We start from the raw sequence: 24,100 nt of genomic DNA on the forward strand, positions 1-24,100 counted from the left end.
ATCACGCTTGCTCCAGCGTGAGCGTAACATTATATCGTTTCTTATGGCTCACGCGCACGCCCACCACACGCATCGCGCCGCCTCGGAAGCTCCGGGGTGGTCGCTCTTGCGCCTGTCGGCGGGAACGCGCGTGGGATTGGCCGCTGCCGTCATCGCCCTGCTCTGGCTGGTGACGCTGGCCGTGATCCTGTGAGTTTGCGTTGATGTCCGCCGTCCGCCTGACCGATCTGACACTGGGCTATGACCGTCACCCAGCGGTGCATCATCTCTCCGGCGAGATCAAAACCGGGAGCTTGACCGCCATCGTCGGGCCGAACGGCGCCGGCAAGTCGACCTTGCTCAAGGGCATCGCGGGTGCTCTCGCACCACTCTCGGGCGGTGTTGTGCTCGCCAAGGGCAAGCGCCTCGCCTATCTCCCGCAATCGGCCGATCTCGACCGCTCCTTCCCGATCCATGTTTATGATCTCGTCGCCATGGGCCTGTGGAACCGGGCCGGCATTTTCGGTCGCATCGGCGCCGGCGCGGCCCATAAGATCGAGCATGCCATCGCGGCGGTCGGCCTGACCGGCTTCGAGCGCCGCCCGATCGGCACGCTCTCCGGTGGGCAGATGCAGCGGGCCTTGTTCGCGCGGCTTCTGCTGCAGGATGCCGACGTGATTCTGCTCGACGAGCCTTTCACCGCGATCGATGCGCGCACGACCGCCGATCTGCTCGAACTCGTCCGGCGCTGGCATGGCGAGAGCCGTACCGTGGTCGCAGTGCTGCACGATATCGAGACGGTCCGGCAGGCCTTTCCGCAGACGTTGCTGCTGGCGCGCGAGGCCGTGGCCTGGGGTGAGACCGCGACGGTGCTGACGCCTGAGAATCTGCTGAAGGCGCGGCGCATGGTCGAGTCTTTCGACAGCCACGCCGCTCCCTGTCAGCGCGACGCCGCCTGATCCGCCCAGCCAGGCCAAGCCGATGCTCTACGACCTCCTCATCGGCCCCTTCGCCGAATTCGACTTCATGCGCCGTGCCCTCGTCGGCGTGGTTGCGCTCTCCGTCTCGGGCGCGCCGATCGGAGTCTTCCTGATGCTCCGGCGGATGAGCCTGACCGGCGACGCCATGGCGCATGCGATCCTGCCCGGTGCGGCGCTGGGCTATCTCGTCGCCGGCTTCTCCCTGCCGGCGATGACGATCGGCGGACTCGCGGCTGGCTTCGCGGTGGCGCTGGCGGCCGGCGCCGTGGCCCGCGCGACCGTGCTCAAGGAGGACGCCTCGCTTGCGGCCTTCTACCTGATCTCGCTGGCGCTCGGCGTCACCATCGTTTCGCTGCGCGGTTCGGCGATCGATCTCCTGCATGTGCTGTTCGGCAATGTACTGGCGCTCGACGATCAGGTGCTGATCCTGCTCGCCGGTGTCGCGACCGTGTCGCTGCTGTCGCTGGCGGCGCTTTATCGGCCGCTGGTGCTCGAATGCGTCGATCCCGGCTTCCTGCGCTCGGTCAGCCGTTCAGGCGGCGTCGTGCATCTGACCTTTCTCGCGCTCGTCGTGCTCAATCTCGTCGCCGGTTTCCATGCGCTGGGGACCTTGCTCGCCGTCGGCATGATGATGCTGCCGGCCGCCGCCGCGCGCTTCTGGACGGCTGACATCACCCGCCTGCTGCTGCTCGCGGCCGGTTTCGGCATCGTCTCCGGCTATGCCGGGCTCGTGACGTCCTACGCGGCGGGGTCAAGCCTGCCGGCGGGGCCTTCGATCATCCTGGCTGCTGGCGCGATCTATATCGGCTCACTCCTGTTCGGCTCGCAGGACGGACTTGCGCGACGCCTCTTGCCTCGTGCCCATTTTCAGAGATAGAAACGTTATATCGTTACATAATTGGAGTCGTCCATGCCCACCCGTCGCGCCCTCGTCGCCAGCCTCGCTTTCGGGCTTGCCATGGCTGCCGCGCCGTTCGGCGCCTTCGCGCAGGAGAAGCTGCCGGTGGTGGCGAGCTTCTCGATCCTCGGCGATTTCGTTCGACAGGTCGGGGGTGATCGCGTCAGCGTGACCACGCTGGTCGGTCCGGACGGCGATACGCATGTCTATTCGCCGACGCCTGCCGATGCGAAGGCGATGGCTGCCGCCAAGCTGGTCCTCGTCAACGGCCTGCATTTCGAAGGCTGGCTGCCACGCCTCGTGAAATCCTCCGGCACCAAGGCGACCATGGCGGAGGCGACGAAGGGCATCACCCCGCTCGAAGCCGATGACGACCATGACGAGAAGGCCAAGGGCGGCCATGCGCATGCCCATGGTCATGACGATCCGCATGCCTGGCAGAGCGTTGCCAACGCCAAGATCTATGTCGCGAATATCCGGGACGCGCTGAGCGCGGCCGATCCGGCCGGCAAGGCCAGCTACGAGGCCAATGCCACGGCCTATCTCGCCGAACTCGACAAGCTCGAAAGCGAGGTGAAGGCTGCCATCGCCCGCATTCCGGCCGAGCGGCGCAAGGCGATCACCACTCACGACGCCTTCGGCTATTTCGTGAAGGCCTATGGCATCGCCTTCGTGGCGCCGCAGGGCGTCTCGACCGAGGCCGAGGCCTCCGCGAGGGACGTCGCCCGCATCATCCGGCAGGTGAAGACGCAGAAAATCCCCGCCGTATTCCTCGAAAACGTCACCAATCCGCGCCTCGTCGAGCAGATCGCCCGCGAGAGCGGCGCCAAGGTCGGCGGCCGGCTCTATTCGGATGCCCTCTCGGCCGCAACCGGGCCGGCGGGGACTTACATCCGGATGATGAAGCACAATATAAGCGAAATCGAAAAGGCGCTGACCGCCGGCCCGGTTTGACCGGGCGGTGTCCTCCTCGCGTCGCAGTCATTCAGGTCAAGCCATGTCCGAGAAAATCCCCGTCACGGTGCTCACCGGCTATCTGGGCGCCGGCAAGACCACGCTCCTCAACCGCATCCTGACCGAGGACCACGGCAAGAAATTCGCGGTGATCGTCAACGAGTTCGGCGAGGCCGGCATCGACGGCGACCTCATCGTCGGGGCCGACGAGGAAATCTTCGAGATGAACAACGGCTGCATCTGCTGCACCGTGCGCGGCGACCTGATCCGCATTCTCGACGGCCTGATGAAGCGCAAGGGCAAGTTCGACGCGATCATCGTCGAGACCACCGGCCTCGCCGATCCCGCGCCGGTCGCGCAGACCTTCTTCGTCGACCAGGATGTCGGCGACGCCACCCGCCTCGACGCGGTCGTCACTGTGACCGACGCCAAGTGGCTGAAGGACCGTTTGAAGGATGCGCCGGAAGCCAAGAACCAGATCGCCTTCGCCGACGTCATCGTGCTCAACAAGACCGATCTCGTGACGGCGGAAGAGCTCGCCGATGTCGAGGCCGCGATCCGCGCCATCAACCCCTATGCCAAGCTGCACAAGGCCGAGCGCGCCAATGTCGATATCGCGGCGCTGCTCGATCGCAAAGCCTTCGATCTCGACCGCATTCTCGACATCGAGCCGGATTTCCTCGAGGCAGGCCACCATCATCACCATGCCGAGGACGTACGCTCGATCTCGCTGACCGTGGCGGGCGATGTCGATCCCGAGAAGTTCATGCCGTGGATCAATGACCTCACGCAGATCCAGGGGCCGAACATCCTGCGCTCCAAGGGCATCCTGGCGTTCAAGAACGAGCCGCGCCGCTTCGTCTTCCAGGGCGTTCACATGATCCTGGACGGTGACCTGCAGCGCGACTGGAAGGATGGCGAGACCCGCGAGAGCCGCCTCGTCTTCATCGGGCGCAATCTCAACGAGAACGAATTGCGTCGGGGGTTTGAAGCCTGCGCGGCCTGAGTTAAAGCCGCGTCATGACGACGATGACCCCACCCGTCTCGCTGCGCGAGCATGTCACCCCGATCACTGCCGAGACGCATGTCGTCGCGGTTCACTGGCTGAAGCAGGGGCTGGTGCTCGCGCTGGCCGATGGGCGCGTGCTGCGCTGGCGCGACGGCGCCGTCGTGGATAGCGTCGAGGCTCATGCCGGCGGCATCCTCTGCGCGACCGGCGACGGCGATCGCCTGATCACAGGCGGCGATGACGGACGTGTCGTCGCCACCCGCTCCGAGGGTGAGCCGGAAGAGCTGGCGAAGGACCAGAAGCGCCGCTGGATCGATGCGATCACGCTGTCGCCCTCCGGCAATCTCGCCTGGAACACCGGCAAGACCGTGCAGGCCCGCGACGAGAAAGGCCGCGTCCGCACGCTGGAGGCGGCGAGCACGCCGCAGGGTCTCGTCTTCGCCCCGAAAGGCTATCGCCTCGCCATCGCCCAGATGAACGGCGTCTCGCTCTGGTATCCGAACACCGAAGCGAAGCCGGAATTCCTGGAATGGAAGGGCTCGCATATCGACGTCGCCTGGTCGCCGGACGGGCGCTTCGTCGTCTCCTCAATGCAGGAGAACGCGCTGCATGGCTGGAAGCTCGGCGACAAGCCCGGCCATATGCGGATGACCGGCTATCCGGCGAAGCCGCGCTCGCTGTCCTGGTCGCATGACGGGCTCTGGCTCGCCTCCAGCGGGGCGGATGGCGCCATCGTCTGGCCGTTCCAGGGCGACGGGCCGCAGGGCAAGGCGCCGCGCGAATGTGGCGTGCGCCATGCCCGCGTCACGCGCGTCGCCTTCCATCCGGGCGCGCTGGTGCTGGCGATCGGCTACGATGATGGCTGCATCCTGATGGTCCGGCTGACCGACGGCTCCGAATTGCTGGTGCGCCCGGCCCTGCGCGGCAGCGGCATCAGCGCCTTTGCCTGGGACAAGGCCGGCAAGCGGCTCGCCTTCGGCGCCGAGGACGGCGCCGCCGGCGTGCTGACACTGCCGAACTGAGCGGCGATGCGCTTCGGTCTCTTCGGCAAGCCGGATGCCCGCAAGGGCGGCGATGCGAAGGCCGAAGCCAAGGCCACGGCCGAACGACTGAAGGCGCAGGTCCGGGAACTGCTCGACCTGCCCGAGACGGCTGCCATAGCGGTCAACGAGATCATCTGCGCCGATCCCGCCTGTCCGGGCAACGAGACGGTGATTCTCGTGATGAAGCCGGGCGAGAAGACCCGCGCCTACAAATTGCAGATGGCGATGGCCGAGGTGACGGCGGAAGCGCTGGCCGAAGCCCTGCGGCCTTAGGGCTTGAAGTCGTTCGGCAAGGCCGCCGGGGCGAACATAGCGCGACCCTCCTGATCAAGCGAGCTGGATGACCGCTTGCCGCCAGCGCCGGTTTCGCTAAAGCTCCTTTCGATGTCTCTGCTCTCGCTCTATGCCCGCGTCCTCGGCGAACTCGGCCCGGAAAGGCGTTTGGGCGTCATCCTGGCGTTGGCCAATATCGTGCTGGCGGCGGTCGCCTTCGCCGAGCCGATGCTGTTCGGCGCGCTGATCGACCGTCTGACCACGATCCAGGCCTCGGGCGGCGCGCTGACCTGGGCCAGCATCAATCTCTTGATCGTCGCCTGGGTCGGCTTCGGCCTGACCAATATCGCGCTCGGCGTCTTCGTCGCGCTGCATGCGGACCGGCTCGCCCATCGTGCGCGCCTGATGGTGATGGCCCAGTATTTCGAGCACGCGCTGTCGCTGCCGCTCGCCTATCACAGCCAGACCCATTCCGGCCGCGTGCTCAAGATCATGCTCGACGGCACCAACGCGATGTGGGGGCTGTGGCTGTCGTTCTTCCGCGAGCATTGCGCCTCGGCCGTCGCGCTGTTCGTGCTGTTGCCCTTCACGATCTGGAAGAACTGGCAGCTTGGCCTGCTCCTGGTCGCGCTGGTGGTGCTGTTCGGCTCGCTGACCGCCTATGTGCTGCGCAAGACCGACCGCTTGCAGAGCAATGTCGAGACCTATCACTCGAATCTCGCCGAACGAGCCTCGGACGCGCTCGGCAACGTGCCGGTGATCCAGAGCTTCACCCGCATCGAGGCCGAGGTGCGCGGCCTGCGTACGACCATCGCCAATGTGCTGGCGGCGCAACTGCCGGTCCTGTCCTGGTGGGCGGTCGCCAATGTCGCGACGCGCGCCTCCGCGACGCTGACCGTGCTCCTGATCTTCATCGTCGGCACCTGGCTCCTGATGCATGGCCAGACCACGGTCGGCGAGATCGTCACCTTCATGGGCTTCGCGACCATGCTGGTCGGGCGTCTCGAGCAGATCGTCGGATTCGTGAACTTCATCTTCATGCAGGCGCCGAAGATGCGGGAGTTCTTCGAGGTCCTCGACACTCTGCCGAGCGTGCGCGACCTGCCGAACGCCAAGGACCCCGGCCGGCTCGAAGGCGCGGTCGCCTTCGAGGATGTCTCCTTCTCCTATGACGGCAAGCGCGCGGCCGTGCGCGACGTATCCTTCACCGTGAAGCCCGGCGAGACCATCGCCGTCGTCGGCTCGACTGGTTCGGGCAAGTCGACGACGCTCGGCCTGCTGCACCGCGCCTTCGATCCGCAATCGGGCCGGATCACCGTCGACGGCACCGATATCCGCGAGATTTCGCTGCTCTCGCTCCGGCGCAATATCGGCGTCGTCTTTCAGGAGCCGATGCTGTTCGCCCGCTCGATCCGCGAGAACCTGCTCGTCGGCAAGCCGGATGCGACCGATGCCGAGATGATGAAGGCGCTGGAGCGCGCCCAGGCCGCCGAGGTCATGGCACGCCAGGCGGACGGGCTCGACACGCTGGTCGGCGAGCGCGGCCGCACCCTTTCCGGCGGCGAGCGTCAGCGCTTCTCGATCGCGCGGGCGCTGCTCAAGAACCCGCCCGTGCTGATCCTCGACGAGGCCACTTCGGCGCTCGACGCGGCGACCGAGGTCAAGCTGCAGAAGGCGCTGGAGGAGGTGATGAAGGGGCGCACCACCTTTGTCATCGCGCACCGGCTCGCGACGATCCGCAATGCCGATCGCATCCTCGTCTTCGAGCAGGGGCAGGTCGAGGAGATGGGCACCTTCGATGAGCTCGTCGCCAAGGGCGGGCGTTTCGCGGCGCTGGCGCGGGCGCAGTATCTCGTCGCCGACAAGCCGACGACGCTCGCCGAAGGTGAGGCTAGCCCGCTGGCCGGCAAGCTCGCGCCCGGCTGAGCGAAGAGATCGCGGGCATTTCAGGCTCGCCTCGGCGGCGTGGGCATGCTTATAGGGTTCTGCAGCCATTTCGGGGGGCTTCCCTCGGCCGCTTCCCATCAGTCGTGCCGCCTTGCCGCGGCGCACCCACCACCGCCGCACGAGGAATGCCGCCCCGTGAAGACGATGATGATCCGCCTTGCCGCCGCCTGGGGCACCGTTCTGATCTTCCAGCTTTTTGGCGCGAGCCTGCTCGCCCAGCTTGGCGCGCCGCTGCCCTCGCTGGCGATCTTCATGTGGCTCATGGCGATCATCGTCTGGACGGCCTTCGGCGTGGTGCATGAGGCGGAGGAGCTGGCGCATCGCCTCGGCGAACCCTATGGCACGCTGATCCTCACGCTTTCGATCGTGATCATCGAGGTCGCCCTGATCGCGGCGGTGATGCTCGGCGCCAAGGGCGCGCCGACACTGGGGCGCGACACCATGTTCGCGGTGCTGATGATCGTGCTCAACGGTGTCGTCGGCATCGGCCTGCTGATCGGGGGCCTGCGCCACTTCTCGCAGCGCTACAACCTGAAAGGGGCTGGCTCCTATCTCTCGGTGATCATCCCCTTGACGGTGATCCCGCTGATCCTGCCCAACTTCACCACGTCGACGCCGGACGGCACGCTCACATCGTTCCAGGCCATCGCCTTCTCGCTGTTCACGGTGGCGCTCTACGGTGCCTTCCTGATCCTGCAGACCGGGCGCCACAGCGCCTTCTTCCTGGAGCCGGAAAAGGAGCAGCCCGCCGGGGCGGCTGCCGATGGCGAGGAAGCGACCGGCCTCGCCCATGCGATGTCGACCAATTCGACGCCCTTCCACGTCTTTCTGCTGCTCGCCAATATCCTGCCGATCGTGATCCTGGCCAAGAGCCTCGCGACGGTGCTCGATTTCGGTATCGCGCGGCTCGGTGCGCCGGCGGCGCTCGGCGGCATCCTGATCGCGGCGGTGGTGTTCACGCCGGAGTGCATCGCCGCGCTGCGGGCGATCACCTCGAACCAGTTGCAGCGCGCCATCAATCTGTGCCTGGGCGCTGCGGCCTCGACGCTGGGATTGACGGTGCCTGCCGTTCTGGTCATCGGCATCATGACGGGGCAGTCTGTCGTCCTCGGCCTGTCGGCGACCAATATGGTGATCCTCGCCATGACGCTGCTGCTCTCGACGCTGACCTTCACCGGCACGCGCACCACCATGCTGGAGGGCGCGGTGCATCTCGCGGTGTTCTTCGTCTTCCTGGTGCTGGTTTTCAGCCCCTGACGGCTGCGTGATTACCCCTGTGGTAATCGACCTCATGCAGCCCGCAGGTCATGGTCCTCCGCAACGAACGGCCTTCCGGCCGGGATTTGCAGGAGAGAACCATGACCGCCTATGCCATCGCCCATCTGCAGGATGTCCGCCTCGGCGCCGAGATCATCGACTATATCGCGCGCATCGACGAGACGATTGCGCCCTATGACGGCCAGTTCCTGATCCATGGCGCGACACCGGAGATCGTCGAGGGGCCCTGGCCCGGCGATCTCGTGATCATCGCCTTTCCCGACATGGAACGGGCGCGCGCCTGGTACGATTCACCGGCCTATCGCGAAATCCTGCCGCTCAGGACGGAGAATTCGCGCGGCGTGACGATGCTGGTGAGGGGCGTGGAGCCCGGTTATCGCGCCGCCCACTTCCTGGCGAAGGTCGGCCTCGCCTGACTTCGCTCAGGCTGCGAGTTCGGCCTCGATGAAGGCGCGCACCTCGTCCGCCGCGACGCCGGGCGCAATGAAGCTCTTGCCGATGCCGCGGGCGAGGATGAAGGTCAGCACGCCGCGCTTGACCTTCTTGTCCTGAGCCATGGCGTTGACGATCTCCTCGGCGCTGCCGGCGCCACCCGGTACCTGCTGCAAGCGGCTGGGCAGGCCGACATGGTCGAGATGGCGCGAGACGCGGCCGGCATCCTGCCCCGAGCACAAGTCCAGCCTCTGCGAGAAGCGGAAGGCCAGTGCGAGACCGATCGCCACCGCCTCGCCATGGACCAGGCGGGCGGAATCGTAATTCGTCAGCCGTTCCAGCGCATGGGCGAAGGTATGGCCGAGATTGAGCAGGGCGCGGTCGCCTTCCTCACGCTCGTCGCGGGCAACGATGGCGGCCTTGGCACGGCAGGAGACGGCAACCGCATGGTCGCGCTCCGGGCCGCCGGCAATGACGCGGCTCCAGTTCGCCTCGCACCAGTCGAAGAAGGCGGGGTCGTCGATCAGCCCGTACTTCACGACCTCGGCATAGCCGGCCTTGAACTCTCGCTCGCTCAGCGTGTCGAGGAGCGCGGTGTCGGCGATGACCAGCGCCGGCTGGTGGAAGGCGCCGATCAGGTTCTTGCCGTGCGGCGAGTTGATGCCGGTCTTGCCACCGACCGAGGAATCGACCTGGGCGAGCAGGGTGGTCGGCACCTGCACGAAGCGCACGCCGCGTCGAAGGCACGCCGCCGCGAAGCCGGTGAGATCGCCGACGACGCCGCCACCGAAGGCGATGACGAGGTCATTGCGTTCGATCCTGGCCGCCAGCAGCGCGTCGCAGAGGGCGACGAACTGGGCATAGGACTTGGAGGCCTCGCCCGGCGGGATGGTGATGCGGGTGGCCGTAATGCCTTCCTGCTGCAGGCAGGTCTCGAAGGCGGCGCCATGCAGGGCGGCGACGCTCTCGTCGGTGACGAGCGCGGCCTTGGCGCCGGGTGCAAAGGCGGCGATCAGGGCCGCGGCTTCGCAGAGCTGGTGGCGGCCGATATGGATGTCGTAGCCGCGGCCTTCGAGCGCGACAGGGACGACGATGCGGGCACCGCTCTTCCCGGGCGTGGTGACGTTCATGATGATGTCGCTCCGGCTGCCGGCCCGAGATAGCCGCCTAATGCGGCGATGGTTTCGCCGACCACGACTTCGTGAGGCTCGTCGCTCGACAGAATGGTGATGTCGGCCAGCGCATAGACCGGCTCGCGCTCGGCCAGCATCCGGCGCAAGGTCGCCTCGGGATCGGCGGTCTGGAGCAGCGGCCGTTTCGAATTCCGGCGGACGCGGCGCATCAGCACGTCGGGCTCGGCCTTGAGCCAGACCGAGATGCCGAGCTCCTTCACCCGGGCGCGCGTCTCGGCATTCATGAAGGCGCCGCCGCCGGTCGCCAGCACCAGCGGGGCGCGGGTCGTCAGGACGCGGGCGATGACGCGGCGCTCGCCCTCGCGGAACTCGGCTTCGCCGCGCTGCGCGAAGATCTCGGGGATCGTCATATGCGCCGCCGTCTCGATCTCGGTATCGGCATCGACGAAGGGCAGGCCGAGGCGCCCGGCCAGCCGGCGGCCGACCGAGCTCTTGCCGGAGCCCATCATGCCGACGAGCACGATCGCGCGCTGGCCGATGATGGAGCGGAGATCGGTCATGTCGGAGGCAACAATGGCAGCGGCGGCGGTCATGGTGATTTCGGTCCTTCGGACGGCTGTAGCACCGGCCAGCCGCTGCGTCATGCCCCTGTCATGCGTTCGGAGCGGCTTTGCACGGAGCTGTGGCCAGCGTGCTCTTGCGCGAGCCGGCTGCGATCAGGGATAACCAAGTCCGGTGCCGGGATCGCGCGCACCGCCAAGCGATTGCGAGAGTCCGCCCGACGTGCCGACGCTGTTCCGTTTCCTGGCTTTCATCGCGATCATCGCCGGGCTGATCTTCGGGGGCATGATCGCGCTCGTCACCTTCGTCGAACCGGTCCAGCGCGAGATGATCGAGATCGTGCCGCCCTCCAAGCTGCAACCGAAATGAGCCGGCTGGGGCGCCAGCGACTGAACGCCTTCCTCGACATGCTGGCCGCCGAGCGCGGCGCGGCGCGCAATACGCTCGACGCCTATGAGCGCGACATTGCGGATTATCTGGAGTTCCTCGGCGGCAAGGCCCCCGGCGATGCCACGGCGGAGGATATCCGCGGCTGGCTCGCGGATCTGGCGGCGCGCGGGCTCAAGGCCTCCTCGGCGGCGCGGCGGCTTTCGGCCGTGCGTCAGTTCCACCGCTTCCTCTACACGGAAGGGCTTGCCGGCACCGATCCCTCGGCGGCGATCTCGGGGCCGCGGCTCGGTCGGCCTTTGCCGAAGGTGGCGACAGTCGGGGACGTCGACCGGCTGATGGAGGCGGCGCGGGTTGCTTGCGAAGGCGAGGGGCTATCGAAGACAGCGCGGCTGAAGGCCCTGCGCATGCGCTGTCTCGTCGAGATGCTCTATGCCACGGGCCTGCGCGTCTCCGAGCTGATCGCACTGCCCCTGTCGGCTGCGACAACGCGCGAGCGCTTCCTGATTGTGCGCGGCAAGGGCGACAAGGAGCGATTGGTGCCGCTGAACGATGCCGCACGCGGCGCAGCGCGGGATTGGCTGGAGGCGCTGAAAGAGGCCGGAGCGGCGGATGGGCGCTGGCTCTTTCCCTCGGAGGGCGAAAGCGGGCATCTGACCCGTCAGGTCTTCGCCAGGGACCTCAAGTCACTGGCCGGGGCGGCCGGGCTATCGGCGGCGGCCTTGAGCCCGCACGTCCTGCGCCATGCCTTCGCCAGCCATCTGCTCCAGAACGGCGCCGATCTCAGGGTGGTGCAGGAATTGCTGGGGCATGCCGATATCGCCACGACGCAGATCTACACCCATGTCCTCGACGAGCGATTGAAGAGCATGGTGCGCGATCTCCATCCCCTCGCGGATGGAGAGTGATGCGGGATGACGCGCGGAAATCAGGCCTCGGAGCAGCGGATCTGCTGGACGCGCTTGGGCATCTCGCCGACGGCCGGGATGAACTGACCGGTCGCGTTGTCGAGGATCATCAGTACGCCGGTGGCGACCGCAAAATACGCGCCGTGCAGGTGCAGGCGGCCTTTGCTTTCGAGGATCTGCACGCAAGGGAAGGTGCGCAGATTGGCGAGCGACTGCTGGATCGAGGCCAGTTCCAGCCGCTGGAGATAGTCCTCGAAATTCTCGTTGCGCCCGCGCCCGCCGGTGCGTTCGGCGGCGGGGCCGATCAGCGTGATCCATTTGCCGATGAAGTCGCCCGGCGAGAGCGCCTGCTGGCTGTCGTCGGCAAAGGCGCGGATGCCGCCGCAGCGGCCATGGCCGAGCACGACGATATGCCGGACCTTGAGCGCCTGGATGGCGTATTCGAGCGCCGCCGAGGTGCCGTGGAGCTGGTCGTCCGGCTGGAAGGGCGGCACGAGATTGGCGATGTTGCGCGCGACGAACATTTCGCCGGGCTTCGCGTCGAAGATGACTTCGGGCGAAACGCGCGAGTCGCAGCAGCCGATCAGCATGATCTGCGGCGTCTGGCCGTGTTCGCCGAGCTCTTCGTAGCGGCTCTGCTCTCGGATGAAACGATCGTCGAGGAAGGCGCGGTAGCCTTCCGTCAGGCGCTGCGGGAATGGCTCTGCAGGCTTGTCCATGGCCCCTGTGGAACAGGAATCCGTCGGCTTCGTCAAGTCGATGTTGCGGTGCGGTATCGCTCAGCCCGCCTGCCGGACCTTGCCCAACGCCTTTCCGAGGCGGCCGCAACGATCACGAACCCGCGGATGAGGAAGGGGCCGCATGCGCCGCCGGGTCATGGACATCTCGGCCTCGTTGCCTAGTCTGGCTGGATCGCCCGGCGCGGCATAGCGCTTGCGTGGGGCTGAGCGCAACGGAGTGACCTGCCTTGACCGAACCCTGCGACCTCAGCGCCGTTGCCGCGCGCGCCCTGATCGGCGCCAAGAAACTCTCGGCCCGCGAACTGCTCGATAGTTGTATCCGCCGCATGGATGCGATCGATCCCGCCGTGAACGCGATGGTCGCGCGCGACGACGACAAGGCGCGCAAGGATGCCCTTGCTGCCGACGAGGCAACGGCGCGCGGCGATGCGCTTGGGCCCCTGCATGGCCTGCCGATCGGGATCAAGGACCTCGAGAACACCGCTGGCCTGCGCACCACCTATGGCAGCGCGCTCTATCGCGATTTCGTGCCGAAGGAAGACCAGCTCATCGTCTCCTCCGTGCGCAAGGCCGGCGCGATCATCGCCGGCAAGACCAACACGCCGGAATGGGGCGCCGGCGCCAATACCCGCAACGCCGTCTATGGCGCGACCGGCAACCCTTTCGATCCCTCGAAGAGCGCGGCCGGCTCCTCCGGTGGCTCCGGCGTCGTGCTGGCGACCAATATGGTGCCGCTCGCGACGGGCTCCGATACCGGTGGCTCGCTGCGCAATCCGGCCGCCTTCAACGGCATCGTCGGCTTTCGGCCCACGCCTGGCCTCGTGCCGAGCGAGAAGCGCCAGCTCGGCTGGTCGCCGCTACCGGTGCTCGGCCCGATGGCGCGCAACCTGCCGGATCTCTGCCTGCTGCTCTCGACCATGGTCTCGGATGCCGCCGCCGATCCTCTGGCGACCACGATCCACGGCAAGACCGTGCGACGGCCGGAGGATTTCGCACGTCCCGATGCGATCGATCTCGCCTCGCTCAAGGTGGCGCTGACGCCCGATTTCGGCTTCGCGCCGACCGAGCGGCTGATCCGCGACACCTTCTTCGACAAGACCAAGGCCTTCAGCCATCTCTTCCAGGCCGCCGAGGAGGCGACGCCGGATTGCGAAGGCACGGACGAGGTCTTCGAGATCCTGCGCGCCAGCAACTTCCTCGCGGCGCATCTCGACAAGGTGCGCGATACGCCGGACATGGTCGGGCCCAACGTGCGTGCCAATGTCGAGGAGGGCCTGCGTTATTCGGCGCTCGACGTGACCCGCGCGATGAAGCAGCAAACGGTGATCTACCAGCGCTGGCAGCGCTTCTTCAACGATTACGACGTCATCCTCTCGCCAGCGGTGACGTTGAGCCCGCGGCCCTGGACCGAGCTCTTCCCGTCCGAGATCGACGGCAAGCCGACGCGGACTTATTTCCACTGGCTGGCGGCCGCCTATGCCGTCACCATCGTCGGCCATCCCGCGATCTCGCTGCCGGTCGGGCTCGACCGCAACGGCATGCCCTTCGGCCTGCAGATCGTCGGGCCGCGCGGTGGCGACGCCAAGGTCCTGGCGGTCGCGGCGGCGCTGGAAGCGGCGCTTGCCGGCGACCCGCTGACCGCGCGCCCGGTGCCTGATCTCGCCAGGCTCGCCAAGGCGCGACCGCTCAGCGAGAGCTCGAACTTCATGGGCTTCGCCTGAAGCCGGACCTGCATTCCTAGCCAATCATAATGGGGAGAATACGGATGAAGCGTCGTGATTTTCTGATGGGGACGGCTGCGCTCGGCCTGGCCGGGCCGGCTCTGCCGCGGCTGGCTGCGGCGCAGGCCAGCAGCACGGTGATGAAGTTCGTGCCGCAGGCCAATCTGTCGGCGCTGGACCCGGTCTGGACGACCGCGACCGTCACCAACAACCACGGCTACTACGTCTTCGACATGCTTTACGGGGCGGACGAGAACCTGAAGCCGCAGCCGCAGATGGCGGAGGGGCACGAGGTCTCGGCCGACGGCAAGACCTGGCGCATCAAGCTGCGCGAGGGCCTCAGCTTCCATGACGGCACGCCGGTCAAGGCGGTCGACTGCGCCGCCAGCCTGAAGCGCTGGACGCAGCGCGACCCCTACGGCCAGTTGCTCGGCCGTGCGGTCGAGGAATGGGGCGCGCCGGACGAGCGCACCGTCGAGATCAAGCTCAAGCGCCCCTTCCCGATGATGCTCGACTGCCTGGCGAAATCCGACCAGCCGCCGATCATGATGCCGGAGCGCCTGGCCAAGACCGATGCGAATACGCAGGTCACCGAGATGATGGGCTCGGGCCCCTACAAGTTCGTCGCGTCCGAATATGTGTCCGGCAGCAAGGTCGTCTACGAGAAATTCGAGGGCTACAAGCCGAGAGCCGAACCGCCCAGCCGCAATGCCGGCGGCAAGGTCGCGCATTTCAAGCGGATCGAGTGGAACATCCTGCCCGACCCGGCGACGGCCGGGGCGGCGCTGACGCGCGGCGAGATCGATTGGTGGGAGCGCCCTCTCACCGACCTGCAGCCGATGCTGGCCAGCAATAAGGATATCAAGCAGGAGATCATCGACAAGGCCGGGCGCGGCGCGATCATCCGGCTCAATCATCTACAGGCCCCCTTCAACAACCCGAAGGTGCGTGCGGCCGTCCGGATGGCGGTGAAGCAGGAAGATTACATGCGCGCCGCGCAAGGCGACGACACCACGCTCTGGCAGACCTGCCGCAGCCTGTGGTGGCGCGGCACGCCCTATTTCGACGGAGAGCAGGAGGACCTGATGCCGCAGAGCCTGGAGAAGGCGAAGGCGGCGCTCAAGGAATCCGGCTACAATGGCGAGAAGGTCGTCATCATCAACCCGACCGACTTCCCGGATATCGGCCCGCTCGGCGAGGTGACCTTCGAATTGCTCAAGCAACTCGGCATGAATGTCGAGATGGCGGCGAGCGACTGGGGCACGGTCGTGCAGCGCCGCGGCAGCCGCGAATCCACCGAGAAGGGCGGCTGGAGCATCTTCCACACCACGGGATCGGCGACGAGCTGGGGCAACCCGGCCATGTCGACGCTGGTGCGCGGGCAGGGCGACAAGGGCTGGTTCGGCTGGTGGAAGAGCGATGCCGCCGAGGCCCTGGCCGAGGAATGGCTCTACGCTCCCGACGAGGCCGCTCAGCGCAAGAGCGCCAAGGCGCTGGCCCGGCTGGCGCTCGAGGAGGTCGCGACCATCCCGCTCGGCCAGTTCGTCAGCCGCACGGCCTATCGCAAGGACATGACCGGGATGCTCGCCGGTTCGGCGCCCTATCCGTGGGGACTGAAGCGCGGCTGATCGTCAAACACGAGACCGAAGGGCGGCCGACAAGGCCGCCCTTTTTTGTTTCAGCGCGCGGCCGCCACGGCCGCCGACCAGGGCGAGGCAGCGTCGCTCGATCCCTCCGCGCCGCTCTTGTCGACGCGGACGAAGTTCGGGCAGGCGAAATTGATCGGCAGCACGCTGTGCTCGACGATCGCGGTCGGCCCTGCCGCTTCCAGCGCAGCCAGCGTCTCGGCCGGCAGGCGCAGATCGGCGCTGGCCGAATCCGGGCCGGAGACGTCGATGCGCGGCTGATGCGCGGTTGCCTCGGTATCCATGCCGAAATCGAGCTGCCAGGCCAGCGTCTGGTAGATGCTGGCGAGGATGCGGCGCCCGCCGGAGGAGCCCATTGCCTGGCGCGGCCAGCCGCCATCCTTCGGCGTCACCACGACCGGGCACATGTTGCAGAGCGGCCGGGCGCCGGGTGCGATCGCATTGGCGCTGCCGGGGCGCGGATCGAACCACATCATGCCGTTGTTCATCAGCACGCCGGTCGAGGGCAGCACGACGCGGCTGCCCATCGAGGAGAGCAGCGTCGTGGTGACGGTGACGAGATTACCCTCGCCATCGACCACGGTGAGATGGGTCGTGCAGGTATCGCCCGGCTCCTTGGCGGTCACGGCGGCGCCGAGGCCGTCGAGCCGCTCCTTGTAGGCCTGTCGCATCACCTGCGAGAGCTTGGCGTACCATTCGGCGGAGGGACCGCCACCGTCGAGCGTGGCATCGGCCATGCCGGCGACGACGCGCTCAAGCGTCGGGGCGGCGGTCAGTCCGCCGGCGGTGTGGATGAGATGGCTGCCGCGCCAGTCGATCATCGGGGCGTCGCGCAACTCGGCCTTGCAGTTCGCCAGATCCTGGGCATCCACCACGCCGCCGGCAGCGGCGATATCCGCCACGAGCCGGTTCGCGACATCGCCGCGGTAGAAGTCGCCGAGCCCGGCCTTCGCCAGCCGCTCGATCGTGTCGCCGAGGTTCCCCAGCTTCATGAAGCCCGGGATGCCCTGATAGGGCGGCACTGGCGGCAGGCCTCCGGGCAGATAGATGCGGGCGCTTTCCGCATAGAGCCTGAGGACCGAGGCGGACGAGGCGATCTTCAGCGTCGTGTACCAATCGGCCGGCAGGCCGCGCTTGGCGAGCGCGATGGCCGGGGCAAGAATATCGGCTAGCGGCAACTTCGAGCCAAACGCATCCTTGAGCTTCGCATAGCCGGCGACGGAGGAGGGCGTGACGAAGGAGAGCGGGCCGTGGATGTTGCGATCATCGACCACTTCCGGCCAGGTGAAGAGGTCCTTCTTCATCTCGCCGGTCAGCGGATAGTCGGCGGGATCGGCGCGGCGCGGTGCCACCGGTCCGAAATCGACGACCTGCGCGCGGCTGTCTCCGGCTTTCAGCACAACCGCGAAGCCGATGCCGCCGAGCCCGCTGTTCCAGGGTTCGACTGCGGCGAGCGCGAAGCAGGCGGCGACGGCGGCGTCGGCCGCATTGCCGCCCTGTTCGAGGATCGCGGTTCCGGCCTCTGCAGCCTCACGGCTCTGCGAGACGACGATGCCGTGCTTGCCGCGCGCGGCGGGTTTGGTCAGAGCCCAGTTCTGGCTGCGATAGGGGAGGGCGGCAGCGGCCATGCGTAAACCTCGAAGCGTTGGCGAGGCGGCCATACTGCATGCCGTGCGCCATGGCGTCGAATGCGTCGTGGCGGATCATGGGCCGCGCCCCGTGCAGGGCGCGGGCGGATCGTCATGCGCCTTCTCGGGCACAACGTGACGATCCTTCTCCTGGTTCTGGCATCGGATCTGTCCGAAAAGTGCATTCCACTTTTCGGTCCGATGACTGGTCAGAACACGTTGGGGTAGATGTAGCGGATGATCACGCTCTGGATGAAATAGATGATCAGCAGCAGGATGATCGGGGAGATGTCGAGGCCACCGAGATTGGGCAGGCGCTCGCGAATCGGCCGCAGCACGGGCTCGGTGACGCGATAGAGGGCGTCCCAGACGGTGGAGACGAACTGATTGCGCGTATTGATGACGTTGAAGGCGATCAGCCAGCTCAGCACCGCCGAGGCGATCAGGATCCACACATAGATCTGCAGGGCGAGCAGAACCACGTCGAGAACGGCACGCATCGATGTTCCTTTTAGGCCTGTCCGGAAAGGTGACGCGGAATATCCCCTGCTCGCGCCAAAATCAGATGGCGGAAGTGATTGACATCCACGCGACGCACAGCCTAGAAGGCCAGCGCCTTGGGGCTGTAGCTCAGATGGGAGAGCGCTGCAATCGCACTGCAGAGGTCAGGGGTTCGAATCCCCTCAGCTCCACCAGGCCAAATCGGTGTGCGACCGAAGCTGAATTAGCATAGCAAATTCATGCGCTTACGGGAAGCGGGGAAAATCTCCTCGTACCCATTGCTGTACCCGGTCATGTACCCAATTCTGGTCGTATTTTTTGCTCTCGGTCGGTCCCCGACAAGGATTGGATCGTGATTCTAGAATCTCGCCTTGCTCGTGCACGCTCCAATAGCGGCTTCGTGCTTCCTGGATGATGTTGGCTCTCGCTTCAGACGACAGCCGGGCCTTTTATCAAGCGAGCTTGCCGCGGACGATGCTTTCCAGTTCCCCGAGGACATCGTCAGCATCGTGACCGCCCCCTTCTGCGGCCTCTTCACGACCACAAATGATCGCGAGGCAATCGGCTCCCTCGCTGGCCAGATACAGCCTCAGCGCCCGTACGATTACCCAAGAGCGCGTGCGCTCAGAAACCGCGGCTATTTTCTCGATATCACCCAGGACGTCGACCGGGATCCTCAACGCGATCGGGTCGGATAGCTCGACTTTGCTCATCTGGAAAATCCATGCTTGTAATACGGCGTATAACAAACAGGCGCAACGTCAAGCTTGGCGGGCAGAACTGGCCTCACTGCCCCCGACCAAGTGGCCTCCGTGTGCCGATTGCTCTGCCATTTGGACGCCCGGAATTGGGCTTGAGAGGATCTTTCCCAGATTCGACTTGCCTGACTGTTCTTTGTGCTGTGCTCGCGCCTGACATAAACCACGAAGGAGGGATGCTCTTTTAGGAGGCGTGTCTTTCTGCGCAGATGCAGTCAGTTCGGTCGTTGGGCTGGGGACCATGCGTGCAGTATTGACTTGGGTGGTCGGCCTTTTGGCCATCAGCCTGGCCTTCACCAATCTATCGGGTGCAGCTGACATCTCGGCCATCCCGGGAACGAACGGTGGGCCGGCGATCATTCTCGTTCGCGGCGAACTGGCGATCGGCGATGACAAAGCCTTCGCCAATGTCGCACTCGTACATTCTTCGGCAGTCGTCGTTCTTGATAGCAATGGCGGGCTGCTCCTGCCGTGGCTTGAGATTGGGAAGGCGATCCGGCTGAAGGGTTTTGCGACAGTCGTTCCGAAGGCTTTCAATGCGCTTCTGCGTGCGCGCGGGCTTGGCTCGCGGGCACGCCTCGGCTGCTATCTCCGAGCGGTCGGGTAGGCGTCCATGCGGCCTATCTGGAGTCGGATGGGAAGCTGATGCCTCACAGCGACCGGCAATGCCCTCGTTGGCGCCTACCTGAACCAACTCAACCTGCCTACTTCGGCGGTGATCCACATCACGTCAGCGCCACCCGAAGGCATGCGCTGGCTCAATCTGGCCTACGCTCGACAGAACGGGATTGAAGCTCGAAGATTCGACCCTGTTCGTCGAGCAAAGGACCTGACCTCGTTTCGCGGTCGCCTAGCAATCCATCATTACAGCCGCCTGTGCCGCCTCCGAGCGCCCGTCAGTGCCATCAGCTTCAACCGCGGCTCCCGACGCCAGACCAGTTCGCTCGCCACCGGGAACGTTCGGTGAGTATCCATCAGCTGTCCTTCCAGGGCCGCGGACCAGGCCCGTTCTCGACACGCCAGAGAAGAGGGCTTATCGCATCAGACTTCGTGCTGCCGCCAACGGGCGACCAAATTTCGGGGACAAATTTGCCGTTGCGGAATGGGGCTGCGGTACGTCGTGCATGACCGGCGCCATCGTCGATCTGCAAGCTGGAGATGTCGTGTTCCTGCCGGGGACCTTCTCGGGCTGGGGGCTGGTTGATCCGAATTTCAAGGCAGCCGAGTACCGTCTGAACAGCTCGCTCATCGTTCTATCGGGCCAGGTAAACGAAGAGGGCCCGATCGGCTCTCACTACTTCCATCTTTTAGACGGGCAGTTCCGTTATCTGGGCACCGTGCTGACCTCGAACGACCTCAAGGCGCAGCTCGGAGCTAGGTGGCTGCCGGAAGTCGCGAGCCGTGTCGCTCCAAAGTCCGCGCCAGCCATGGCAGCTAGTGTGGGCGAAACGCTCAAGGGCTGGATTGCTGAATTCGCATGCGGCGACAATTGCTACCTCACCATCGTCGACGATTTCGGCAAGAAGCACGATGGCCTTTGCGTCGCGCCGGCCTGCGAAGCTTGGAACAAGGCTGCGGCAATTCCCGCGGGGCTCAAAGGGCGCCAGGTAGAGATCAGAGTTGGGATGGGCGTTCAGACCGATGCCGGTGGAACAGAGCAGGGCCGTATGCTCTCATTCCGCGAAATTACGATCTTTCTAGCTAGCGGCTCCTCACAGCCGTGAAGTGACCGTCAGGTCTTGGCCCTTTGCAGACATTCAGTATGTCTGCTTTCCGCTACCCAATTTGACTGGAGGCGAGCCAGAGTAACTAGCGGCGCAGTACCCTCCCTCAAGGCGCATGGGTAATCGCCGGACAAGATTGAAACGCTTTGGATCGGCGGAACATATCGCCTCTTCCCTTGTTTCGTTGACATCGAGCGGACCGCACCGTCCGCAACGCGCCGGCACCTTGTCCGCGCCCTTAAAGTTCATCGTTCATGACCGATACCACCCTACGAGGCGTCCCCGACGCCACGACCGATCGCGCGTGTTCCGCAGTCTCCTGGGGCGCCGTCCTCGGAGGTGCCGTTGTCAGCGCGTCGATCTCCCTGATGCTCCTCGCAGCGGGTTCCGGGTTCGGCTTCGTCTCGGTCTCGCCTTGGACGAATGCGGGGGTCACTACCGCCACCTTCGGCATCGCTGCCATGATCTGGCTTGCTGTTGTGCATTTTGTCTCTGCGGGCGCCGGCGGCTATATCGCCGGTCGTCTCCGCACCAAGCGTGTGGGTCTTCATTCCGAGGAGGTTGCCTTCCGCGACACCGCTCACGGCTTCATGACCTGGGCCGTCGGCGCGATCATCAGCTCGATCCTGCTGGCCTCAGCCGCATCGGCAGTCATCGGCGGCAGCGCTCGCCTTGGTGCCAGCGCGGCGTCCAGTGTTGGCTCTGCCGTCACCGGCGCAGCGAACCAGGCTGCCGGTCGCCTTGACCTGTCGAGTCTCGACCCGTCAGCATATGTCACCGACATGCTGTTTCGCGCCGAGCGACCGGCTCCCTCGTCGGCAGACGCGGCTCCGGCTCGTGCCGAAGTCGGCCGTATCATCGCAATGAGCATTCGCAACGGCGACATGTCTCCTGCCGACAAGTCCTACGTCGCCAGCGTCATCGCCGCCCAGACCGGCATCAGCCAGCCTGACGCCGAAAAGCGCATCACAGACGCAATCGCGAAGACCAAGGAAACCGCCGCCAAGACCGAGCAGACCGCTCGCGAGACGGCTGACATAGCCCGCAAGGCTGCCGCCTCATTCGCTCTGGCGACCTTCATCGCGATGCTCATCGGCGCGCTGGCCGCCAGCTATGGCGCGACGCTCGGCGGCCGCGCCCGGGACAAGGTCCACGCCTGATCCACGCCTGCAACCCCGACAACCGGAGAATTCCAATGGCTACGAATGCACCAAAGGCTCTCGACGACATGTTCTATGACATGCTCAAGGACGTCTACTACGCCGAGAGGCAGATTCTGAAGGCGTTGCCCAAGATGGCCAAGGCGGCCAAGTCGCCCGAGCTCAAGAAGGCCTTCGAGACGCATCGCGAGGAAACGGAGGGGCATGTCGAGCGCCTTGGCGAGGTCTTCGAGGTGATCGGCAAGGCGCCTCGCGGCAAGACCTGCGACGCCATCCTCGGCATCCTTGAGGAAGGCAAGGCCGTCATGGAAGACTACGCCGACAGTCCCGCCCTCGATGCCGGTCTCGTGGCGTCCGCCCAGGCGGTCGAGCATTACGAGATGACCCGCTATGGGACGTTGAAGTCATGGGCAAAGCAGCTCGGCCACAACGACGCGGCGGCGCTGCTCGATGCTACGCTTGCCGAGGAGACCAAGACCGACAAGCTTCTCACGCAGCTCGGCGGGCCAGCAAACTCGGCGGCTGTCGCGCAAGCCAAGGCGGCGTGATCCGATCGCTGCCTGGGCCCCTCTCTCCTCACGGGAGAGAGGGCTTCACTGCGCTCATGTCCTTGAGTTGCAACATTCATGGCTGTTCGGACCCGGGCCGCCATGACAGGGCGGCCCGGAACTGCCGGTCTCTAAGCGAGTGCGTTCCGCGCTCGCGCGAAACCTCCTCAGGCCTCGAGGAAAAAGCGGATCATCTCGCGAGAAGCATCAGGGCCCGTGGCATCGGTATAGCTTCCGCTGCGATCACCTCCCGACCAGGCATGGGTGCCCCCATGGATCAGCCAGTGCTCGGCGAGTGCAGGAGCATCGCCATGCCCGATCAGCGACCGGGTTACGCGTTTGCCATTGATCACCGCATCGGTCTGAAACTCTGCTGGCGTCCCCTGCGCGGAACCCGCTAGATCGAAAACAGCCTTGCCGTTCGATGGATGAACCGTGGCATCGGCGGTTCCGTGGAAAATGATCTTCCTGATGGGCGAACGGCCTTGTGCCGTTGCTTTCGCATTTCCCTTCATTGCAGCGAATGCGGACATGACGTCGCAAGCCGCGCCGTGAGGCAGGCCGGAATGAATGCCAGCTGCGGAAAAGACCTCGGGATAGGTCGACGCCAGGACGTCGGCCATGGCTCCGCCCGCCGACAGGCCGGCCACGAAAACCCGATTTCGGTCGATCTTGAATTCCGAAGCCAGTTCCTGGGCAAGTCCTGCCAGAAGGGCCGGCTCACCGGCGCCACGCCGCTGATGACGAGGATCGAACCAGTTCCAGCAACCCTGCGCGTTGGCCGATTTTGGCTGCACGGGATAGGCGACGATCAGGCCGAACTCATCGGCTAAGACATTCATCCGGGTCCCATGCGCGAAGTCATTCGGGCTTTGTGTGCAGCCGTGAAGCATCACCACCAGCGCAAGGTTGCGATCAGCGTGATCGGACGGCACGTAGAGCTTGTAGGCCAGCGAGCCGACCGCCGATTGGAATCTGCGCGCACGGAAGTTTTCACGGTCCCGCTCATCTTCCGTAACCGTGTCGCCTTGGCTCGGCGCGTGGATGAAGCTCGCCTGCTCCTGTCGTAGCTTTTGCAGGATCGCCCGCAGACCGCGCGCCGGCGGTGCTTCGGGGCTGTCACCGCTTTGTGTGCCGCTATCCGCGGCAGCTGAGGGCATAGACCCGCGTCCGGCGAGAGCGTGCTGAATCGCAGCCGCTGCGCCCGTTACGTCGGATGTTCGCAGGCGGTTCATGGCTTCGCCGATGGCGGCGTGAAAACGCGGGTTCATGGCGAAGGTCCTTTGGGTCATGTCAATCGATCGGCCAGGGCGGCCTTGATCTCGGGGGATGCGTGCAGGGCCCCGAGGATGGTGAGGGAGGCGATGGCCTGCCGGGCCAGCTCCGGGGGGACGTCGCTATCGATCACGGCGAGGCCGAGAACCCGGATCTCAAGCTGCTCGCCGGCTGCGACCACGGCTTCCAGGTCCCCGCGTGTGAAAGTCCGAAGGCCCAATTCGAGTGCCAGGCGCGTTGTGGCCTTCGCGGCGATGTCGGAATGGGTCGAAAGCTGGTTGCGGATCGCCGTGCGGATGAAGTCCGAGCGGTTGGAGTAGAAGCCGTCCCGGACCAGTAGGTCGATGCGGCCGAGATCCACGAAGCCGAGGTTCAGCGTTAGTTTCTCGCTCTCAGGAGTTTTCATCGCCAATCCATGTACCATCCAATTGGATGTCATATGGATGTTATTGGATGCATATCAAGAGGGCCCGCGCCCAGCGACCAATCCAAAACGTCAAAAGACAGAGACAGGCATTTGGCCGCGTGGCAGCACGTGGCATAAATGGGAACGCTCCCTAGACGGGAACGAGATCGGGGACATTTTGCCGACGCCGGAACTTCGGGACGCCCGTTTC

26 protein-coding genes and 1 tRNA gene are annotated in these 24,100 nt (G+C 65.5%); 19 read left to right on the forward strand and 8 right to left on the reverse strand.

Annotation, left to right across the window (positions count from 1 at the left end):
* The first annotated feature begins 43 nt into the window (after positions 1 to 43).
* The 10 genes from Q9235_RS20330 (at position 44) to Q9235_RS20375 (ending at position 8,777) form a co-directional block, all read left to right on the forward strand.
* Positions 44 to 193, forward strand: a complete 150-nt coding sequence (locus tag Q9235_RS20330) for a hypothetical protein (protein WP_306223628.1) — start codon at positions 44 to 46, stop codon at positions 191 to 193.
* A gap of 10 nt (positions 194 to 203) precedes the next feature.
* Positions 204 to 938: a zinc ABC transporter ATP-binding protein AztA gene (aztA, locus tag Q9235_RS20335; RefSeq protein WP_306223629.1), complete on the forward strand. Its 735-nt coding sequence runs from the start codon at positions 204 to 206 to the stop codon at positions 936 to 938.
* Between the two features lie 22 nt (positions 939 to 960).
* Positions 961 to 1,836, forward strand: coding sequence for a metal ABC transporter permease (locus tag Q9235_RS20340; RefSeq protein WP_306223630.1), 876 nt, complete (start codon positions 961 to 963; stop codon positions 1,834 to 1,836).
* Positions 1,837 to 1,869: 33 nt separating this feature from the next.
* Positions 1,870 to 2,811: a metal ABC transporter substrate-binding protein gene (locus tag Q9235_RS20345; protein ID WP_306223631.1), complete on the forward strand. Its 942-nt coding sequence runs from the start codon at positions 1,870 to 1,872 to the stop codon at positions 2,809 to 2,811.
* A gap of 43 nt (positions 2,812 to 2,854) precedes the next feature.
* A complete protein-coding gene (locus Q9235_RS20350; RefSeq protein WP_306223632.1) occupies positions 2,855 to 3,817 on the forward strand; it encodes a CobW family GTP-binding protein in 963 nt (320 codons plus the stop codon).
* 14 nt (positions 3,818 to 3,831) lie between these two features.
* On the forward strand, positions 3,832 to 4,842 hold the full coding sequence (locus tag Q9235_RS20355; RefSeq protein WP_306223633.1) for a WD40 repeat domain-containing protein: 1,011 nt from the start codon (positions 3,832 to 3,834) through the stop codon (positions 4,840 to 4,842).
* 6 nt (positions 4,843 to 4,848) lie between these two features.
* Complete coding sequence (locus Q9235_RS20360; RefSeq protein WP_306223634.1) at positions 4,849 to 5,136, forward strand: hypothetical protein; 288 nt, start codon at positions 4,849 to 4,851, stop codon at positions 5,134 to 5,136.
* 111 nt (positions 5,137 to 5,247) lie between these two features.
* On the forward strand, positions 5,248 to 7,062 hold the full coding sequence (locus tag Q9235_RS20365) for a glucan ABC transporter ATP-binding protein/ permease (RefSeq protein ID WP_306223636.1): 1,815 nt from the start codon (positions 5,248 to 5,250) through the stop codon (positions 7,060 to 7,062).
* A gap of 165 nt (positions 7,063 to 7,227) precedes the next feature.
* Entirely contained in the window at positions 7,228 to 8,340 is a 1,113-nt protein-coding gene (locus Q9235_RS20370; protein ID WP_306228375.1) for a calcium:cation antiporter, read from the forward strand.
* 101 nt (positions 8,341 to 8,441) lie between these two features.
* Positions 8,442 to 8,777, forward strand: coding sequence for a DUF1330 domain-containing protein (locus tag Q9235_RS20375; RefSeq protein WP_306223637.1), 336 nt, complete (start codon positions 8,442 to 8,444; stop codon positions 8,775 to 8,777).
* Positions 8,778 to 8,783: 6 nt separating this feature from the next.
* Here Q9235_RS20375 and aroB read toward each other — a convergent pair whose 3' ends face one another.
* Entirely contained in the window at positions 8,784 to 9,923 is a 1,140-nt protein-coding gene (gene aroB, locus Q9235_RS20380) for a 3-dehydroquinate synthase (RefSeq protein WP_306223638.1), read from the reverse strand.
* Complete coding sequence (locus tag Q9235_RS20385) at positions 9,920 to 10,519, reverse strand: shikimate kinase (RefSeq protein ID WP_306223639.1); 600 nt, start codon at positions 10,517 to 10,519, stop codon at positions 9,920 to 9,922. Before Q9235_RS20385 ends, aroB begins: the two co-directional genes overlap by 4 nt.
* Positions 10,520 to 10,709: 190 nt before the next feature.
* On the opposite strand from Q9235_RS20385, the gene Q9235_RS20390 reads away from it, so the two are divergent.
* On the forward strand, positions 10,710 to 10,856 hold the full coding sequence (locus tag Q9235_RS20390; protein WP_291654263.1) for a histidine kinase: 147 nt from the start codon (positions 10,710 to 10,712) through the stop codon (positions 10,854 to 10,856).
* A complete protein-coding gene (locus tag Q9235_RS20395; RefSeq protein WP_306223641.1) occupies positions 10,853 to 11,782 on the forward strand; it encodes a site-specific tyrosine recombinase XerD in 930 nt (309 codons plus the stop codon). Before Q9235_RS20390 ends, Q9235_RS20395 begins: the two co-directional genes overlap by 4 nt.
* A gap of 20 nt (positions 11,783 to 11,802) precedes the next feature.
* Here Q9235_RS20395 and Q9235_RS20400 read toward each other — a convergent pair whose 3' ends face one another.
* Complete coding sequence (locus Q9235_RS20400) at positions 11,803 to 12,501, reverse strand: carbonic anhydrase (RefSeq protein WP_306223642.1); 699 nt, start codon at positions 12,499 to 12,501, stop codon at positions 11,803 to 11,805.
* A gap of 248 nt (positions 12,502 to 12,749) precedes the next feature.
* Between Q9235_RS20400 and Q9235_RS20405 the strand changes: the two genes are divergently transcribed.
* Together Q9235_RS20405 and Q9235_RS20410 are read left to right on the forward strand one after the other, a co-directional pair.
* The gene (locus Q9235_RS20405; RefSeq protein WP_306223643.1) at positions 12,750 to 14,243 is read left to right on the forward strand and encodes an amidase; all 1,494 of its coding nucleotides are present in this window, start codon (positions 12,750 to 12,752) and stop codon (positions 14,241 to 14,243) included.
* 44 nt (positions 14,244 to 14,287) lie between these two features.
* On the forward strand, positions 14,288 to 15,871 hold the full coding sequence (locus Q9235_RS20410; protein ID WP_306223644.1) for an ABC transporter substrate-binding protein: 1,584 nt from the start codon (positions 14,288 to 14,290) through the stop codon (positions 15,869 to 15,871).
* A 50-nt stretch (positions 15,872 to 15,921) separates the two neighbouring features.
* Here the strand turns inward: Q9235_RS20410 and Q9235_RS20415 are convergent, their stop codons facing one another.
* The gene (locus Q9235_RS20415; protein WP_306223645.1) at positions 15,922 to 17,517 is read right to left on the reverse strand and encodes a gamma-glutamyltransferase; all 1,596 of its coding nucleotides are present in this window, start codon (positions 17,515 to 17,517) and stop codon (positions 15,922 to 15,924) included.
* 209 nt (positions 17,518 to 17,726) lie between these two features.
* On the reverse strand, positions 17,727 to 18,017 hold the full coding sequence (locus Q9235_RS20420) for a YggT family protein (protein ID WP_047573508.1): 291 nt from the start codon (positions 18,015 to 18,017) through the stop codon (positions 17,727 to 17,729).
* Between the two features lie 119 nt (positions 18,018 to 18,136).
* Here Q9235_RS20420 and Q9235_RS20425 point away from each other — a divergent pair.
* Positions 18,137 to 18,212: transfer RNA gene (locus tag Q9235_RS20425), tRNA-Ala, on the forward strand.
* Positions 18,213 to 18,470: 258 nt separating this feature from the next.
* Here the strand turns inward: Q9235_RS20425 and Q9235_RS20430 are convergent.
* The gene (locus Q9235_RS20430; protein WP_306223646.1) at positions 18,471 to 18,731 is read right to left on the reverse strand and encodes a CopG family ribbon-helix-helix protein; all 261 of its coding nucleotides are present in this window, start codon (positions 18,729 to 18,731) and stop codon (positions 18,471 to 18,473) included.
* A gap of 286 nt (positions 18,732 to 19,017) precedes the next feature.
* Between Q9235_RS20430 and Q9235_RS20435 the strand changes: the two genes are divergently transcribed.
* The 4 genes from Q9235_RS20435 (at position 19,018) to Q9235_RS20450 (ending at position 22,208) form a co-directional block, all read left to right on the forward strand.
* The gene (locus Q9235_RS20435) at positions 19,018 to 19,383 is read left to right on the forward strand and encodes a hypothetical protein (RefSeq protein WP_306223647.1); all 366 of its coding nucleotides are present in this window, start codon (positions 19,018 to 19,020) and stop codon (positions 19,381 to 19,383) included.
* A 517-nt stretch (positions 19,384 to 19,900) separates the two neighbouring features.
* A complete protein-coding gene (locus Q9235_RS20440) occupies positions 19,901 to 20,500 on the forward strand; it encodes a hypothetical protein (RefSeq protein WP_306223648.1) in 600 nt (199 codons plus the stop codon).
* 254 nt (positions 20,501 to 20,754) lie between these two features.
* Complete coding sequence (locus Q9235_RS20445; RefSeq protein WP_297255787.1) at positions 20,755 to 21,660, forward strand: hypothetical protein; 906 nt, start codon at positions 20,755 to 20,757, stop codon at positions 21,658 to 21,660.
* A gap of 35 nt (positions 21,661 to 21,695) precedes the next feature.
* A complete protein-coding gene (locus tag Q9235_RS20450; protein WP_306223649.1) occupies positions 21,696 to 22,208 on the forward strand; it encodes a YciE/YciF ferroxidase family protein in 513 nt (170 codons plus the stop codon).
* Positions 22,209 to 22,375: 167 nt separating this feature from the next.
* Here the strand turns inward: Q9235_RS20450 and Q9235_RS20455 are convergent, their stop codons facing one another.
* Both Q9235_RS20455 and Q9235_RS20460 read right to left on the reverse strand, forming a co-directional pair.
* Complete coding sequence (locus tag Q9235_RS20455; RefSeq protein ID WP_306223650.1) at positions 22,376 to 23,500, reverse strand: extracellular catalytic domain type 1 short-chain-length polyhydroxyalkanoate depolymerase; 1,125 nt, start codon at positions 23,498 to 23,500, stop codon at positions 22,376 to 22,378.
* Complete coding sequence (locus Q9235_RS20460) at positions 23,497 to 23,889, reverse strand: CopG family transcriptional regulator (RefSeq protein ID WP_297255782.1); 393 nt, start codon at positions 23,887 to 23,889, stop codon at positions 23,497 to 23,499. Before Q9235_RS20460 ends, Q9235_RS20455 begins: the two co-directional genes overlap by 4 nt.
* Positions 23,890 to 24,100 lie beyond the last annotated feature (211 nt).

The sequence above is a fragment of the Bosea beijingensis genome (assembly GCF_030758975.1).
Lineage (GTDB): Bacteria > Pseudomonadota > Alphaproteobacteria > Rhizobiales > Beijerinckiaceae > Allobosea > Allobosea beijingensis.